We start from the raw sequence: 13,420 nt of genomic DNA, 5'->3' as shown, positions 1-13,420 counted from the left end.
GCAGGATCGAGGTCTGGCACGTTGGCCAGCACGAACTCATCGAGCACCACCGGCACTTGGGTGGCAAGGCACTCCTGCCAGTAGCGGGAGAAGGCGCTGGTAATGATCTGGCTCATGGGTTCCTCTTAAGCGTCGCGCCAAACACCTGCTGGCTCATGTCGATGCGACCAAAGCCCAAGGTACTGGCGACTGGGTAAACCACCTGAAACCGATAGCGGCGGCAGGTGCGGCCATAGTGTTGGATCAGGGTTTCCATCAGTTGCTGGTTGCCGGCGAGGGCGCTGTCGGTCACCTCGATGGTGATAACGTCCCAGGGCGCTCCCTCTTGTCGTTCGTGGATATCGCACCAGCCGATGCCAAGGCGCTCGAAGATGCGCTTAAAGCCCGCCACCTCGCCGGCGTCCCGGGCATTCACAAAGGCAAACTTGACTCGTTTGCGAAAGAGCGGGAGCGGTTCGCCGTTAAAGCGGCTGATGTCCCGCTCCCAAGCGAGCAGCGCCAGCAAGGATTCCGAGCAGGTGAGCGGGTCTTGCTGGGCCAGTGGCAGCAACAGCCACCCCTTGATCCGTTGCCAGAAGGCGTTGATGCCCTTGGCCAGAAACCCGGGCTCGGCGTGGGCCGGGCTGATGGTGTAGCCATCCTCCCACCAGGGAGCGCTGGCATCGGGGAGCCGCGGCGCCTGTCGGCTGTGTTCAAGCGGGGTCGGATTAGTCATAGAGGGTCACCTCCAGCGTGCTTAGGCGCGGGATGGTCAGCCCCGAGACGATGTCATCCTGCGCAAACTTGAGGCTTTGCAGTTGCGGAAACTGGCTGTGCAGCTCGCGGGCCAGTTGCGAGAGCGAAAAGCGCGAGCGCGGCCAGGTGCGAGTGACGCTCGGAAAATCCCCCGACTGACGAAACGCCGCTTTGACCAGCGATTCAGCGCCGAGCTTGAGGGCCACCTTCTGCTCGTCGGTGAGGTTGGCCACCGGCCACAGCTCCAGGGTGAGGCTGTGCTGGGTCTCGGGCATGGCCATCACGAAGAGATCATCGCCGTGGCCATGGTTGCCCTGGCGGCCCACGTAGTCGTTAAGCTGGACAATCAGGCTGGCCGGTGTGGCCCCCACCTCCAGCAGAATGTAGGCGTTGGCAGTGCCCGGTCCCCGCGGTGCTTCATGCTCGAAGAAGATGTGATCGGCGCGAATGCCGGCGACGCTCGCCAGCATCGAGCGGTAAATCGCGTCGATGTGATAGCGGCCTACTGCCGAGAACTGGTTCTGAATCCGCAGCCCCAGGGCATCGTTACTCTCGGCATCGGCGCCCTGGGTGGTGATCCACTCCTTGTCATCGTTGCGGGCTGACAAGATGCCGGTCACCGGTTCGCTCAGCAGGTTGTAGTAGCCCGGGGCCAGATTCCAGGCCGCGCCCGCGAACTCGGCCTCGCACACTACCCGGGCCACCGCTTCACCGGCCGGACTCACCACCGCCTGCAGTGGTTTAACCCGGTAGATGGTGCCGTTGATGCGCTCGGTGCTGACCCAGATATCGGCCGGTATGGTGACCGCTTCGCTCGGATTGGCTTTGACGAAGTTGATCACCCCGCGGGTCTTCTGGGCGCCTTTGCGGGTCAAGTCCACATCCCACGCCTTGAGGTCGAGATAGGCATCGGTGGCGGTAGCGGCAAAGGTGTTTGGCAGCACATGACCCGCCAAGAGGGTGCGGATAAGCCAGAGCGCCGGGGTGATCACCACGCCGCGTACCAGCCGCCAGAAGGGGCTTACATCGCTGTCGTTGGTGATAAGGGAGCCGGCGGCCTCGACCTCTTTTTTAAGCTCGGCCTCCATGGCCTGCTCGGTGGTCGGCACGCCGGTCTCGGCCAGCAGGGTCATAAAATCCACGTTGGGGCGCAGGTTCACAGGGTTACCTCCAGATCGCCAAATTCATAGGTGCGGGCGGTGACCAGCACCCGCTCGGGGGCTTCTTCGCGGATCACGATGGTGCCGGGGACCAGTCGCTCGTCGTTCTCAACCAGCAGCTCGATCTCGGTCATCACATCGGCGCGCAGGGTCGGGCTGCGCTCGCCAATGAGCTTGCGAGCCAGCCCCGACTCCATGATCCGGTGCTTGATGTCCTGACCGATGCTGTGGCGGTCCTGGGTGTAACGGGGCTGACCGCCGGCATCGAGCAGCCAGGCGCCGTTCACCACCAAAATGTCGATGTACTTGGGTTCACGGTTCAGGGGCTCGCTCATCACGGGGTCTCCAGCCAGGCGTTCTCGGCCATCTGTTCGGGGGTCATCGGGTTCTGGTTGTGCATGTGCACCTCCCCGATGCTCAGGTACTTGGGCGGCCTCTGGTTGGCGCTGGTCGCGGCTGCGTTGGCCTGGATCAGCTGCTGGCCCAGCCCGCCCGCAGGTACGCGGCTCGGGGTGCCCTGGCTAAAGCGGGCGAGGGGGGCGTTGATGTTCTCCTGATTGGGCAGGTTGAGATCCGGCATGCTGCCCATCTCGATATTGACGCCCGGGATCATGTTCAGCTTCTCGACCAGCCAGTCCACCGCCTGCCCGAGCAGCTTGAACACGCTCCAGTCGGCCATGCTCTTTTTCAGGTCGTCCCAGTAGTAGATGGCCGCCGCTACAGCACCGATCAGCAGCACGATGCCCGCCACGATCAGGCCCACAGGGTTGGCATACATGGCGATGTTGACCGCCAGCAGGATGGCGCGAAAGGTCGCCATCCCGGCATTGAGCAGGGCGAGCGGGGCGGTGATGATGGACCAGGCGATACCAAGCCCCAGGGTGGCCAGCTTGGCCAAGCCGGCGATCAGCATCCAGGTACCGGTGACCATGCTCAACCCCACGATGGCCAGCAGGGCATAGCTGATGACCTTGGTCAGGTTCGGGAAAAGATGCGTCCAGCGCAGCACCTCGTTGGCGCCATCGGCAAAGACGCTCATCACGGCGTTGATAGCGGGCAGTACCACCCCGAACGCGGCGGCGCGGATGGCAAACCAGGCTTGCTCGACCCGCTGCCACTGGTCAGTCATGGCGGCGGCCATCTGCTCGGCCTTGCCCATGCCGTGGGTGTTGGCCAGCGCATTGATGTTGGTGGCAAGCCCCTTGGTGTTGGTCATCAGGAGCTTGATCATGCTGACCGCCTCATCCGAGCCGAATGCCTTCTTGAGCTCGTCCCCCTCGGCCACGCTCAGGGTCTCGCCATAACGTGCCTTGAGTTTGTCCAGCATGGTGAGCACCGGCAGCATGTTGCCTGCGGCATTGGTGAACTGGATGCCGAGCGCCTTCTGGGCATTGCCGACGCCTGCCAGAAACGCTTTGAACTTGGTACCGGCCTCGCCGCCACTCATGGTGGCCTGCAGCTGGCCGAGTACCGCGAACTGCTCGTCCATCGCGATGCCGGCGGCGGTGGCGTTGGCGCCAATTGCCCCGAACGCATCGGCCATGCCCTGGCCGGTGGTCTTGAAAAGTTGCACCGCGAGCGCGGTCTTGCCGGCCACATCCTCGACCCAGTTGGCCTTGCCCATCTGCTTGGCCTGCTGCTCGAAGATGCCGTACATGGTGCCCATGTAGTTGGTGATGGTGGCGGTGTCGGCCTTGGTCGCCTTGGCTAGCGTGGTCGAGGCGCGGGTAAAGGCGGGCAGCTCGTTACCTTCGAGCCCCGCGATTGCTGACTGGATATCGTAGGAGGAGCGGACAATCTCGGTGGCCGACTCCCCGTACTGGATAGAGAGTTTCAACGCCTCGCGGCCGAGCGCCCCGAGCACATCCTTTTGCACATCGAGCGAGGCCACCTCCGCTAGCGCCCTGTCCATCTCGATGGCCGGGCCGAGGGCAGACTGGATCGCCATGCCGCCGGCGACCACCGTGGTGGCCCCCATTGCCATGCTGCTCCAGCCCTGACGGCCGGCCTTGCTGACCTTGTCCATCTGGGCATTGATGCCAGCAAGGGGCTTGGTGACCTGATCCACCAAAGCCACCTGCATCATCAATTTTTCCATCCAGGCCATAGGTCGTTATCCGTTGAATGCGTTGGCGATGCCCTCAGCCACTGCAGCGGCGTAGGACTCCCGGGTGTGTCGGTCTAACCAGAGGGCGCGGGCCAGGCTGTCGATATCGTCTTCGTCATGGGGCAGGTAGTGGCGCCGCAGCGCCAGCGCCTGCTCCAGGTGATTGCGCTCGATGGCCTCGGCGCGCGCCGTCAGTTTTTTACGGTGATCTCTAGGTCGGGGGCGAACTGCTGGTTAATGGCGCCTGCCAGCTGCAGCGCCGCGCCCGGGCGTTTGAGCAGCTCATCGAGCGCCTCTTTGCTCTCCTGGCAGACGATCTTTTTCAGGTAGTTGTGGGCCGGCGCTACCTTGTCGCTTGGCATCATGTCGTTGATAAAGCCGTTGTAGGCCACCATGGTGGGGGCGAATTTCAGCTCTTTGCCGGCGACGTCCAGGGTGATGATGGGAGTGGTCATGGGGTGGTTTCCTCTTGTTCAATCCAGTGGTTCAGGGTGTTGATTTGGGTTTGGCAGCGGCGCAGCGCCATCTGCAGGGTGGGGATAAACCGTACGGCGTCGCCGTAGGTGCGCCCCGTGAAATCAGGCTCCGGGCAGTGGGGCACCAGCCCCGGCGGCGGTAGCCGCTTGATGACTTGCGTTTGCACCACGGTCTGGGGCTGGCTGGAGCAGGCGCAAAGCAGCGTCAGGCAGAGGCTCGCGAGCACAGTCCGGGCGGCCCGCCGGCGGCGTGGCCAGCGCTTGTTCCAGTTCATCGGCGGTTTTCCTCTGTTGTTGGTCTAGCTCGGCTAGGGCGGCGCTCTGGGTGCCCAGCAATTTGCGCAGCCCCGCGGCATCGCGCTGCAACGTCACCAGCTGGCTGGCCTGCTGCTCGTTGGTCTGCTGCAAGGTGTTGATGGTCTCGTTGGCGGTGGCCAGCGCCTTGCCCCGGCTCTCCAGCATCCGGCTGCCAAGAAACAGGGCTGCGCCCATCACCAGCACCAGTACCAGCAGCACATTGGAGAGCTGTGCCTTGAAGGTGCTCATGCCAGTACCCCGCCAAACTCGGTGAATTTGGCCTGCAGGTCTGCCAGCTGGTGCTCGCGCTGACCGTAGCCGGCCCCCGGCAGGCTGGCCCAGATGTTGGCGCACTTGGCCACCGCTTGGGGGATTCGTCCTTTAAGCACATCGTCCAACGCCTTGCGCTCGCGAATAAGCTGGATCGCCCAGGTGTCTTGCGAGGCGGGGCCAAAGTCAGGCAGCCCGAGCTGGTCGCGGTAGTGGGTCCAGTGCTTTGACAGGAACTGATAGCGGCCAGCCGCGGTGCTGCTCAGGGTCTTGTTGACCTGCACCAGCACGTTCGGGTGGGTGGCGTAGCTCTCAAAGAACCCCGCCGGATTGACCAGCTTGTTGTATCCGTCATCGCCCCGGTCCTTGGTGCCTTCGGCATAGGCAATCATGTCGAGAAACGCGGCCACCTGCGGGTGGCAGTTACTGCGTGGCATGGTGTTTTTCCTCCTGACTGACAAGGGTCTGAAACTCCCGGCATGTTTGGGAAAACCGCGGGGTTTCCAGCTCCACGCCGACGAAACGGCGGCCAAGCCGCCAGGCAGCCTTGCCGGTAGCCCCCGAGCCCATAAAGAAGTCACCGACCACATCACCCGGCCGGCTGCTGGTGCGCACAATGTGTTCCATCATGGCGGCGGGTTTTTCGCACGGGTGTTTCCCGGGGTAGGCTTGCACCGAGGGGTAAGACCAGACATCTGTAAAGGGGACATCCTTGGTGACGCTGAAAGGGCGGCGCAGTCGCTCATACTCGGCCTTCAGCTCGTCATAACTGGCTACCAGGGTTTGGTAGGTGCGATGCAATCCCTGATAGGTCTCTTTGAGTTGATGATGAGGCTGGCAAAGGGCGTCAGCCTTCTTGGCGAACAGGGCTTGCAAGCGGGCGTATTGTGCTTCGCTTGGCAGGCTCCACTGGCTGCGACCGAACCAGTGCCCGGCCATCTGGCACCCCATTGCCTGGTCGATCTCCTTGTTGGAGATGCCACAGGCCGCTTTGGCTTGTTGGAAGTAGTCGATCAGCGGCTGCATCACCTGAACACGCAGCGTCTGGCAGGCCTGGCGATAGCCGCTTTGTTGCGCCATGCCATGGGCGTCCAGCTGCTCGGCAAAAATGATGCGTTCACTGGCGGGCCAGAAATTGCGCAGGGCGGATTTGTCCGTGCGATTCCACACCCCCGAGGGTTTGGCCCAGACGATGTGGCTCAATACCTTGAAGTGCTTGCGTACCAAGAGTTCGATATCGGCATTGAGCCCGGGACTGCAAAACAGATAGAGCGATCCGTTCGGCTTGAGGATGCGGGCAAACTCGATCACACACTGTTCTAGCCAATCCAGGTAGGCGCTGACGTCTGGCCACTGGTTATCCCAGTCCAGATCTTTTACCCGGAAGTAGGGCGGGTCTACCGCTACCAGATCCAGGCTGTGAGAGGGCATGGTTTTCAGGTAAACCAGCGAATCCGCATTTACCAGCTTGATGCGGTCGTTGATTTTGTGGATATGCATTTGATCAGTCATCACGTCTGTTCACTCCTTCGGTAATTTGGCGTTGAGCCACCGCTCGGCAAGGCCGCGAATAGTCTCAACACCGATAAGGCCTACCATGCCGCCTACAAATCCTGCCGCCTCTCCAGGGATCCCGAACCAGCCAAAGGCACTGATAAATGCCAAGGTGATGGCCCCGCACAAGACGGACTCCAGGAGCCTGCGGCGACCACTGCCACCGCCATAGGTGATGCGTAGCCAAGCCGTTAATACTGCTAACGCAGTGCCATAGACGGTGGGCATGTTGTCCATCAACCAGGCCAGTAGCAGGGCCCAGAGAGTGGGGTCTTTATGGGGCATGGCGTTCATGTCCGTTGCTCTGGTTAGCGGCCCAGCCTCTCAAGGCGGGTCTGACAGGGGACGCACAGCCGCACCCCCGGCACATGTTGACGGCGTGCTGCCGGGATGGGGTCGTCGCACTCTTCGCAGCGGTGCCGGCTCTCCCCCTGGTAGCGCCCTTTGCCCACCTGGTTGGCCAGATGCACGGCCAGCATCCGGGCGGCGTGGCTGTTTGCGCGGTCAATATCGTCCACCTGGCCCCCTTACCCTTTGAGGTGGCGGGTGTCATCATCCGAGAGGTACGGCACGCCATTGATGTGAACGAAGTCGGGGGAGGTGACGATGCCCTTGAGCTTGTGCACCCCCTTGCTTCCCCCTTTGGGGTCGATATCGAGCAGGTCGGCGATCTGCAGCTTCACCCCGAAGGCCTCCACCTTCATGGTTTCGTCGCCGGTGTCGGCGTAGAACAGCACATCGTCCGGTTTCAGCCCGCGCCAGCTGCCGGCCCGTTTGGCGGCATCGCTCAGCAGCTTGAAGTTCTTGGCATCGAGCTCGAACTCGCACTCGGCCGATACCTCGCCATCCACAAAGCCGTCAGGGATGCCGCGGGTCTGCGCCACGGCGCTGCTGTCGGTGATGGTGAGGCTGGCCTTCTCGACGTGCACCATGGTGCCCAGCAGTTCAATGTCGAAGCTCTGCCCTGAAATGCGTCTTGTCATGGGTTAGCCCTCCCCATTGGTGAGGCTCAGATCGAGCATGATGTTGATGGTGATCCCCTTGGGGCAGTCCACGGTGCGGATCACCACGTAGATGGAGACGTGGTTTTTGTCGGTCCACTGGATAGCGATATCGCCATCCCGAGGGGAGGTGATCTCGCCCGGGAACGGCTGGCCGTTGATGGTGGTGGTCCTGGCCATCTCGCGCAGGTCTTTGCCAAAGTAGAGGATGGCGGCGGCCGTGCTGCCCGGAGTGGAGTTGAACGAGCGATCGCCGATACGGGCGATGGCGCGCACCCGCATCCGGCGCGCCACCTTGTAGGCCACCCGCAGGTTTTCGATCACCTGGTAGTCGCCGCCCTCGGCGTCCAGGGTGCGGCCGTCAGCCCAATAGATACCGTCATAGTCCGGGTACCACATCGGCACCGAGTAGCGGTTCTGCTCCAGGGTCTGCAGGGTCGCCAGCGGCAACTCGACCCCGTCCTTGTCCTTGGGCTTGTTGCCAAGGCCGATCAGGGCACCGGTTTTGACCCGGCACGGGGTATCGGCAATGCTCACCGCCCGGTTGCACAGGCGACCGGCATAGGCACCGGCGAGGTTGGGCCACAGCTGCGGCAGCAGGGTAACGGACTCGGCCTTGATGCCATCTTGCAGGGTGACCAGGGCGGCCTCGTAGTCGCTCCAGCTCTGGCCATCCTGCTCGGCGGCATTGATCCCCGCGACCGCCAGCAGCATGAACTGCCAGCGACCCCACTTGGCGATCAGCTCCTGGTTCAGCGCGTGGGCGGCGTTGATCTTCGCCTCGTCCCACTCTTGCCCCAGCACCACCACCCCTTCAAAGGATTGGGTCTTCTGTGCCTCACGGACGGCATCTTTCCAGTCCATGTCGGTGGGCAGCACAAAGGCGGCGGCCGTCCAGTTCTGGCCCGCGTTGGCCATGGCGGCCTGCAGGTTGGTTTTGAGCTCGCTGGCGGGCTCGCCCAGCAGCTTGTCAAAGTCGCTCTGGGTATTGAGGGAGAGCAGCTTGCCGGTATTGCTTGGCGCCGTGCCGACAAACAGCAGGTGGCGCTCGACCTCGGTCACCGGCCCCTGCATCTGGTTCAAGTTGTTGATCTGTACATAAGGCCACATGGCGTTATTTCCCCTTCATCTCTTGCTTGTTGACGTCCCAGCCGTAGTCGATGCTCTGCAGGGCGCGGGCAAAGGCTTGCTCCCGTTGCTTGGCGTTGGCGCCGAGGAATGGGCGGGCAGGGAGCTCAATCTCCCAGCGCGTTTTCACTGGTTCATCCTTGAGTTTCCTGATAAGCAATCCCGCCTGGGCGTAGTTGAGATTGCCGGTGATCCAGCCGAGCGACGCCGAGCGGTATGACCCCTTGCGTGCCCCAGGGCGCTTGAACCCGAGCTCGCGCAGTTTGCGGGCTTGCGCCTTGGTCGCCGGTTTTTGCTTACCGCCTTCACTGGGGGCAATGCGGCGCCGGCTGGCCGCGGTCACCTGATAGGTGTGTCCCTTCTGGTGGGTGTTGGCGATAACCCCGGCATGGACGTTCATCGTCCCCCGTTTGAACCCGAGCTCTGCCACGTCCTGGCCGGGTGCGTGGATCTCCAGCAGTTTGGGCAGGCCGCGCAGCATCTTGCGTTTGCCCCGCTTGCGCGGCGCCCAGGGCTGACCGTTGGGGTCTTGCTGCTGGCGTACATGACGGGCCGCCAGCTTTTTGAGCTCGGCCGCGGCGCGCCACACCAAGCGCTTGCGCTTCTGGGGCGGTAGGGCCAGCAGGTTGAGCAGGTCCTGGCTGCGGCGGGCGTCCAGGGTGATGGTGATCATGCCGGGCCACCTACCTGGTGATGGCCGGTATCACCGACGTTCATGTCGATGTGGTCGGCCACCCAGATCTCATAGGGGGCCACCTGCCAGCACTTGCCGAGCCAGTTGATGGGGCCGCTCGGGTGCTCGATAAGGCGCAGCGGCTCGGTAAAGGCGAGCTGGATCTCGAGGTCGGCACTCTTCTCATCGTTCGGGGTCACCGCGTATTCCGGGTCGGCCAGCTCAAACTGTTCGCGAAACGAGTCGTGCTCCTGCACCCAGGCGGCCACGGCTGCCAAGACGATGGCCGGATCCAGCTCACGAAAGGGCAGTTGTTCAACGATGAACACCGCCTGATAGGTGAGCCAGGCCACGTCCACCCCGGTCGGGCCCATGTTGCGGGATTCGAGGCGGATCGTTCCGTTCTCCATCCAGCTATCGAGGGACTTGCGGCACTTGGCCGGCAGCACCCGGTTGAGCTCGGCGTGGAGGGCGTGCAGGAAATAGCCCTGGGCCTGCTGTTCACTCATCTCTTTACTCATATCAACGAGACCCCCGCGCGGTGTTTGCCTTTGATGCTGCGCACCAGCTGCTGACTCTCGGCCAGCAGCTGGGCCCGTTGTTCCGGTGCCCGCTCGGCCAGGTTGTTGGCAGCCGGCCGCTCGGTGACGCAGGCGAACTCCGGCAAGAGGGCCGCCTTGGCGCGGGCAAACACCGCGGCCAGATACTGCTCGGTCAACGCATTGGTGCTGCCTTGCAGGCTTGGCCCCGGCACCTCGGCGGCACTGGCATAGCCCTCGGCCATCAGCGCAGCCTGGCGCATCGCCAGCTGCAGGTTGATTTCCGAGATGGCCGCCAGCAGGGCGGCGCCGGTGGTTTGCGGGTCAAGGTCGGCAGGCAGGGCGCGGCGGCGTTCAAAATCGGCCACGGCCACATCGGGCCAAAACCCGTCATTGCGGATAGTGGCGGCGCTGTAGTCGATATCCTTGCCTGCAAACATCAGTGACCTCGCTGGTTGAATAGGTGCACCCCTGTAGCCACGCAATTGCCGCTGGGGTCGCCAAAGGTGCTCCATGGCATTCGCGCCGGGGTGCGACGGCGCGGAGAGTCGGTTTGTTATTCGGGATTGAGCACCCGCAGGCGCATGGCAATCTTCTGGCGCAAGGTGTTGACCCCCACCTTGCTGTGCAGCTTTTCTGCCTGGGCCAGCCAGTGGTCGGCCTGCTCCAGGGGGGCGGAGTCCCCCACGGCACTCGGACGCGGCTGGCCATCCTGGTCACGTAGCAGCAGACAGCCCGCGGCCTTGAACCACTTGGCTGTGAGCTTCTCGTTGAGGCGCCAGTCATCTCGTACCTTGTCGAACACCCGGGAGAACCAGGGCTCGACCGCATGGCCCTCGGCCGCTTGCTTCTCGGCCCACTCCAGCACGGTGTCGGCCACAAAGTGGGCCCAGTCCCGCTTGATGTTGCTCGGGGTGCGCTGGCCTTGAGTAATGGCAAGTTCGGCCCAGGCGATGCCAGTGTCGAAATCCCCGACATCGAAGGCCCAGACGGTGAGCAGTTGAAACAGCTCGTTCTGATAGGGCTGACCGGACTCGGCCACGCTGGCCAGATAGCGCTCCACATAGGGGCGGTATTTGGGCATCAGTTCGCTGCGCTTCATGTTCACCCGATCCCCAATGCGGGCCAGCTTGCGCAGGCGAGCGATGTCCTGTTCCAGGGCAATCATCTGCAGGTGCAGGCTGTCCGCCACCGCGCCGGTGGCCATGCCCGTGCAGGCGGCCTGCGCGGCCCCCTGCATGGCTTGCACCCGTTGCTTGTGGCGTTGACCCGGTGAGCTCATGGGTTACTCGCTCGGCGCAGTGGGGGCGGAGCCGATCTCGATGTCGGCCTCTTCAAAGCCGCCATAGGCCAGGTATTCGCCGATGGCGTAGCCTTCCATCCGCCAGTACTGGTTATCGAAGCACTTCTTGTCCTGGTTATCGTCGGCCTTGCGCTTGCGGGTACCGCGCTGGGTGTAGATGTGCAAGTTGTCGAGGGTGGTGACCACCATCCGCTTGCCCGGGAAGAAGGGCGGGATGTAGGCCTTGCGCCCGGCAATGGACTCGGCCAGCTTCTGGGCGGCGATCTGCTCGGTCGGCTTGGTGGCTTCGCTGTAGAGCTTGGCCTGGGCCGAGGCCACCAGGTCGGTACCGACCAGCACGACCAGACGCGGGTCTTGGCGGAACAGCGGATCGATGGTGGTGTTGATAAGGTCGGAGGCCATCTCGTCCAGGGTCTTGTAATCCCCCTTGCCGTCCGGGTCGAAGTGGATCTTCTTGCCAGCCTCGGCCTTGATGATCTGGCTGCCACCGTTCCACTCGCGGGCCAGCTGGTGCCAGCCTTTGTTGACGTCTTCACCCAGCGGATGGGCTTTCGGGTCGGTGTCGTCGGCCGCTTCCACGCCGTTCCAGCCGACGCGCAGCATGTCCAGGGCAAACGCCTTGTTGATGAAATCGCCCACCAGGCGCAGGAACTCGCCTTCGCTGCCCGCATTGGCCCAGACGCACAGGGTCGCCCAGTCGAGCGAGGCACAGGAGTCAGTCTCGGTCAGCTCATAGGTGTTGCCGGCGACGCCGATCTTGCCGTTAAAGCGGCCATCCTTCTTGCGGCCGGTGAACAGCTTGCCGATGCCCACTTGCACCACCTGGCCCTTGATCTGATCTACGTCGAGGCAAGTTATGAGTCCGAGGAACTCGACGGAGGCGAGCAGCGCGGCGCGAAGGCCCGTCTCCACCGGACCGGTGACGCTGAACTGCTTGGCCAGCGCGTTAACGGGGATGCCGTAGGCCTTGGCCAGGGCATTGTTGTATTGCTCCAGGCGCTGCATGGCCTGGACGGTAAGGGTCTGGCTCACGGTCGCTCCTTAATAGACTGCAGGGGTATCGTCACCGCCGAGGGCGTCCGGGCGCTGGCCCGGCTTCTCGACAGAGAACTGGTCGATCTTGCTGTTCAGCTCGCCGAACTTGTCGGTCAGGCTGGCCAGGGTCTGTTCCAGCTTGCTGAACTGCTCGGTGGTGATGCCGGGTTGCTCCCCCACCTTTGCGGGCTCGGTGACCGGTTGGGTGGTGTCGTCGGTGGCCGGTTTGGCGTCCAGCTTGGTGCTGAAGGCATCGATCTTGGTGCCAAGGCCGTTAAGAGCCCCCAGCATCTGATCGAACTGTTCTGGTTTCATTTCCTCATCCTCGGGTTGGCTGGGGGGAGTCGTGGGCGCTTGCTCGCCATGACTGGCCAGGAAGCTGAAAAACTTGGCGATCAGGCCATCGGCCTTCTCGTGCTTGGGTAGCTTGAACATGGAGAGGTCCAGCGGCTCGCTGGTGCCAACGGTCTGTCCCTTGTTGCTGTTGCTGAACTTGAGATGGGTGGTGCCGGTGCTGGCGGGCTCATCGGTGACGCCAAGGCCCAGCAGGTAGGTACGCCCCAGATCGGCGAAGTTCTCGAAGGGTTCGATGGAGCAGAACTGGTACTGACCGTTCTGGTTGTAGTAGATGAGATCGCGATTCGGACAGAGGATGGCGAACAGCTTGAGCTTGCCATCCACCTCTTCGGTCTTGAGCGCCTGCACCGTGCCATAGCTGGACCAGCGATCGTGCTCGGGCCAGATGACGGCGGTGTAATAGGTCGGATCGTAGGTCTCGGCCATGTCGGTGAGCCAGTCGCGGGTAATATCCCGCCCATCCACCGCTTTGCCTTCGGTGGCGATACAGACCCAGCCAGTTCTCAAGGTTGATTCGTTCATGCCTGCTCCCAATAGATGCGGGGTCAGGCTATCGGGTCGGCAAGGGGGTTTCATCCAGTTGTGTTCGTGGCGATTCGGATCCAGTGGGATATCCGAATTGCGTGGAACATCAGTGAGATAAGCAAGGGGAGGGGCTGGCTATGATGGCGCCATCATTCACCTGATGGAGGCGCCGTGGCGTATCCCGAAGAGATCCGCAATGCCGCGCGGGGACTCTACCTTAAACGATGGACACCCCAGGAGATCAAGGACGAACTGGGGCT

19 protein-coding genes are annotated in these 13,420 nt (G+C 62.8%); all 19 read right to left on the bottom strand.

The window, feature by feature from the left end; all coding sequences use genetic code 11:
* Window positions 1-112: 112 nt before the first annotated feature.
* Entirely contained in the window at window positions 113-715 is a 603-nt protein-coding gene (locus AB5Z09_RS21535) for a phage tail protein (RefSeq protein ID WP_368196230.1), read from the bottom strand.
* Window positions 708-1,895 (bottom strand): baseplate J/gp47 family protein, encoded by a 1,188-nt coding sequence (locus AB5Z09_RS21530; RefSeq protein WP_368196227.1) that lies wholly within the window; start codon window positions 1,893-1,895, stop codon window positions 708-710. The genes AB5Z09_RS21535 and AB5Z09_RS21530 overlap by 8 nt, the downstream gene beginning before the upstream one ends.
* The gene (locus AB5Z09_RS21525) at window positions 1,892-2,230 is read right to left on the bottom strand and encodes a DUF2590 family protein (protein ID WP_075115549.1); all 339 of its coding nucleotides are present in this window, start codon (window positions 2,228-2,230) and stop codon (window positions 1,892-1,894) included. The genes AB5Z09_RS21530 and AB5Z09_RS21525 overlap by 4 nt, the downstream gene beginning before the upstream one ends.
* Entirely contained in the window at window positions 2,230-4,002 is a 1,773-nt protein-coding gene (locus AB5Z09_RS21520) for a phage tail tape measure protein (RefSeq protein WP_368196225.1), read from the bottom strand. Before AB5Z09_RS21520 ends, AB5Z09_RS21525 begins: the two co-directional genes overlap by 1 nt.
* 191 nt (window positions 4,003-4,193) lie before the next feature.
* A complete protein-coding gene (locus AB5Z09_RS21515) occupies window positions 4,194-4,457 on the bottom strand; it encodes a putative phage tail assembly chaperone (RefSeq protein ID WP_029299933.1) in 264 nt (87 codons plus the stop codon).
* The gene (locus AB5Z09_RS21510; protein WP_124240864.1) at window positions 4,454-4,645 is read right to left on the bottom strand and encodes a hypothetical protein; all 192 of its coding nucleotides are present in this window, start codon (window positions 4,643-4,645) and stop codon (window positions 4,454-4,456) included. Before AB5Z09_RS21510 ends, AB5Z09_RS21515 begins: the two co-directional genes overlap by 4 nt.
* On the bottom strand, window positions 4,581-5,024 hold the full coding sequence (locus AB5Z09_RS21505) for a hypothetical protein (protein WP_368196215.1): 444 nt from the start codon (window positions 5,022-5,024) through the stop codon (window positions 4,581-4,583). The genes AB5Z09_RS21510 and AB5Z09_RS21505 overlap by 65 nt, the downstream gene beginning before the upstream one ends.
* A complete protein-coding gene (locus tag AB5Z09_RS21500; RefSeq protein WP_368196214.1) occupies window positions 5,021-5,482 on the bottom strand; it encodes a glycoside hydrolase family 104 protein in 462 nt (153 codons plus the stop codon). The genes AB5Z09_RS21505 and AB5Z09_RS21500 overlap by 4 nt, the downstream gene beginning before the upstream one ends.
* On the bottom strand, window positions 5,469-6,557 hold the full coding sequence (locus tag AB5Z09_RS21495) for a site-specific DNA-methyltransferase (protein ID WP_368196211.1): 1,089 nt from the start codon (window positions 6,555-6,557) through the stop codon (window positions 5,469-5,471). The genes AB5Z09_RS21500 and AB5Z09_RS21495 overlap by 14 nt, the downstream gene beginning before the upstream one ends.
* A gap of 9 nt (window positions 6,558-6,566) precedes the next feature.
* The gene (locus tag AB5Z09_RS21490) at window positions 6,567-6,884 is read right to left on the bottom strand and encodes a phage holin, lambda family (RefSeq protein ID WP_075115611.1); all 318 of its coding nucleotides are present in this window, start codon (window positions 6,882-6,884) and stop codon (window positions 6,567-6,569) included.
* A 23-nt stretch (window positions 6,885-6,907) separates the two neighbouring features.
* Complete coding sequence (locus tag AB5Z09_RS21485; RefSeq protein ID WP_368196210.1) at window positions 6,908-7,117, bottom strand: TraR/DksA family transcriptional regulator; 210 nt, start codon at window positions 7,115-7,117, stop codon at window positions 6,908-6,910.
* Between the two features lie 9 nt (window positions 7,118-7,126).
* Window positions 7,127-7,582 (bottom strand): phage protein, encoded by a 456-nt coding sequence (locus AB5Z09_RS21480; protein WP_108570475.1) that lies wholly within the window; start codon window positions 7,580-7,582, stop codon window positions 7,127-7,129.
* A 3-nt stretch (window positions 7,583-7,585) separates the two neighbouring features.
* The gene (locus AB5Z09_RS21475; RefSeq protein ID WP_368196208.1) at window positions 7,586-8,710 is read right to left on the bottom strand and encodes a DUF2586 domain-containing protein; all 1,125 of its coding nucleotides are present in this window, start codon (window positions 8,708-8,710) and stop codon (window positions 7,586-7,588) included.
* A gap of 4 nt (window positions 8,711-8,714) precedes the next feature.
* Window positions 8,715-9,401, bottom strand: a complete 687-nt coding sequence (locus tag AB5Z09_RS21470; protein WP_368196205.1) for a phage virion morphogenesis protein — start codon at window positions 9,399-9,401, stop codon at window positions 8,715-8,717.
* Window positions 9,398-9,910 (bottom strand): phage tail protein, encoded by a 513-nt coding sequence (locus tag AB5Z09_RS21465; protein ID WP_075115557.1) that lies wholly within the window; start codon window positions 9,908-9,910, stop codon window positions 9,398-9,400. The genes AB5Z09_RS21470 and AB5Z09_RS21465 overlap by 4 nt, the downstream gene beginning before the upstream one ends.
* A gap of 8 nt (window positions 9,911-9,918) precedes the next feature.
* Window positions 9,919-10,380 carry a head completion/stabilization protein gene (locus tag AB5Z09_RS21460; RefSeq protein ID WP_368196203.1) on the bottom strand — a complete coding sequence of 154 codons (462 nt, stop codon included), beginning with the start codon at window positions 10,378-10,380 and terminating at the stop codon, window positions 9,919-9,921.
* A 116-nt stretch (window positions 10,381-10,496) separates the two neighbouring features.
* A complete protein-coding gene (locus AB5Z09_RS21455) occupies window positions 10,497-11,222 on the bottom strand; it encodes a terminase endonuclease subunit (protein ID WP_368196202.1) in 726 nt (241 codons plus the stop codon).
* Window positions 11,223-11,225: 3 nt separating this feature from the next.
* Window positions 11,226-12,275, bottom strand: a complete 1,050-nt coding sequence (locus AB5Z09_RS21450) for a phage major capsid protein, P2 family (protein ID WP_368196200.1) — start codon at window positions 12,273-12,275, stop codon at window positions 11,226-11,228.
* Window positions 12,276-12,284: 9 nt separating this feature from the next.
* A complete protein-coding gene (locus AB5Z09_RS21445) occupies window positions 12,285-13,157 on the bottom strand; it encodes a GPO family capsid scaffolding protein (protein ID WP_368196198.1) in 873 nt (290 codons plus the stop codon).
* Window positions 13,158-13,420 lie beyond the last annotated feature (263 nt).

Origin of the sequence: Aeromonas sp. R2-2, from assembly GCF_040908355.1 — a bacterium.
Lineage (GTDB): Bacteria > Pseudomonadota > Gammaproteobacteria > Enterobacterales > Aeromonadaceae > Aeromonas > Aeromonas veronii.
The sequence above is the reverse complement of the archived record's forward strand: the minus strand, read 5'-3'. Positions and strand labels throughout refer to the sequence as shown.

Bases quoted from the DNA above. Each gene is read 5' to 3' on its own strand.
- AB5Z09_RS21505 (WP_368196215.1), bottom strand. From the start codon at position 5,024: ATGAGCACCTTCAAGGCACAGCTCTCCAATGTGCTGCTGGTACTGGTG.
- AB5Z09_RS21460 (WP_368196203.1), bottom strand. From the start codon at position 10,380: ATGTTTGCAGGCAAGGATATCGACTACAGCGCCGCCACTATCCGCAAT.
- AB5Z09_RS21490 (WP_075115611.1), bottom strand. From the start codon at position 6,884: ATGCCCCATAAAGACCCCACTCTCTGGGCCCTGCTACTGGCCTGGTTG.
- AB5Z09_RS21480 (WP_108570475.1), bottom strand. From the start codon at position 7,582: ATGACAAGACGCATTTCAGGGCAGAGCTTCGACATTGAACTGCTGGGC.
- AB5Z09_RS21535 (WP_368196230.1), bottom strand. From the start codon at position 715: ATGACTAATCCGACCCCGCTTGAACACAGCCGACAGGCGCCGCGGCTC.
- AB5Z09_RS21500 (WP_368196214.1), bottom strand. From the start codon at position 5,482: ATGCCACGCAGTAACTGCCACCCGCAGGTGGCCGCGTTTCTCGACATG.
- AB5Z09_RS21455 (WP_368196202.1), bottom strand. From the start codon at position 11,222: ATGAGCTCACCGGGTCAACGCCACAAGCAACGGGTGCAAGCCATGCAG.
- AB5Z09_RS21445 (WP_368196198.1), bottom strand. From the start codon at position 13,157: ATGAACGAATCAACCTTGAGAACTGGCTGGGTCTGTATCGCCACCGAA.
- AB5Z09_RS21475 (WP_368196208.1), bottom strand. From the start codon at position 8,710: ATGTGGCCTTATGTACAGATCAACAACTTGAACCAGATGCAGGGGCCG.
- AB5Z09_RS21495 (WP_368196211.1), bottom strand. From the start codon at position 6,557: ATGACTGATCAAATGCATATCCACAAAATCAACGACCGCATCAAGCTG.
- AB5Z09_RS21465 (WP_075115557.1), bottom strand. From the start codon at position 9,910: ATGAGTGAACAGCAGGCCCAGGGCTATTTCCTGCACGCCCTCCACGCC.
- AB5Z09_RS21515 (WP_029299933.1), bottom strand. From the start codon at position 4,457: ATGACCACTCCCATCATCACCCTGGACGTCGCCGGCAAAGAGCTGAAA.
- AB5Z09_RS21525 (WP_075115549.1), bottom strand. From the start codon at position 2,230: ATGAGCGAGCCCCTGAACCGTGAACCCAAGTACATCGACATTTTGGTG.
- AB5Z09_RS21520 (WP_368196225.1), bottom strand. From the start codon at position 4,002: ATGGCCTGGATGGAAAAATTGATGATGCAGGTGGCTTTGGTGGATCAG.
- AB5Z09_RS21470 (WP_368196205.1), bottom strand. From the start codon at position 9,401: ATGATCACCATCACCCTGGACGCCCGCCGCAGCCAGGACCTGCTCAAC.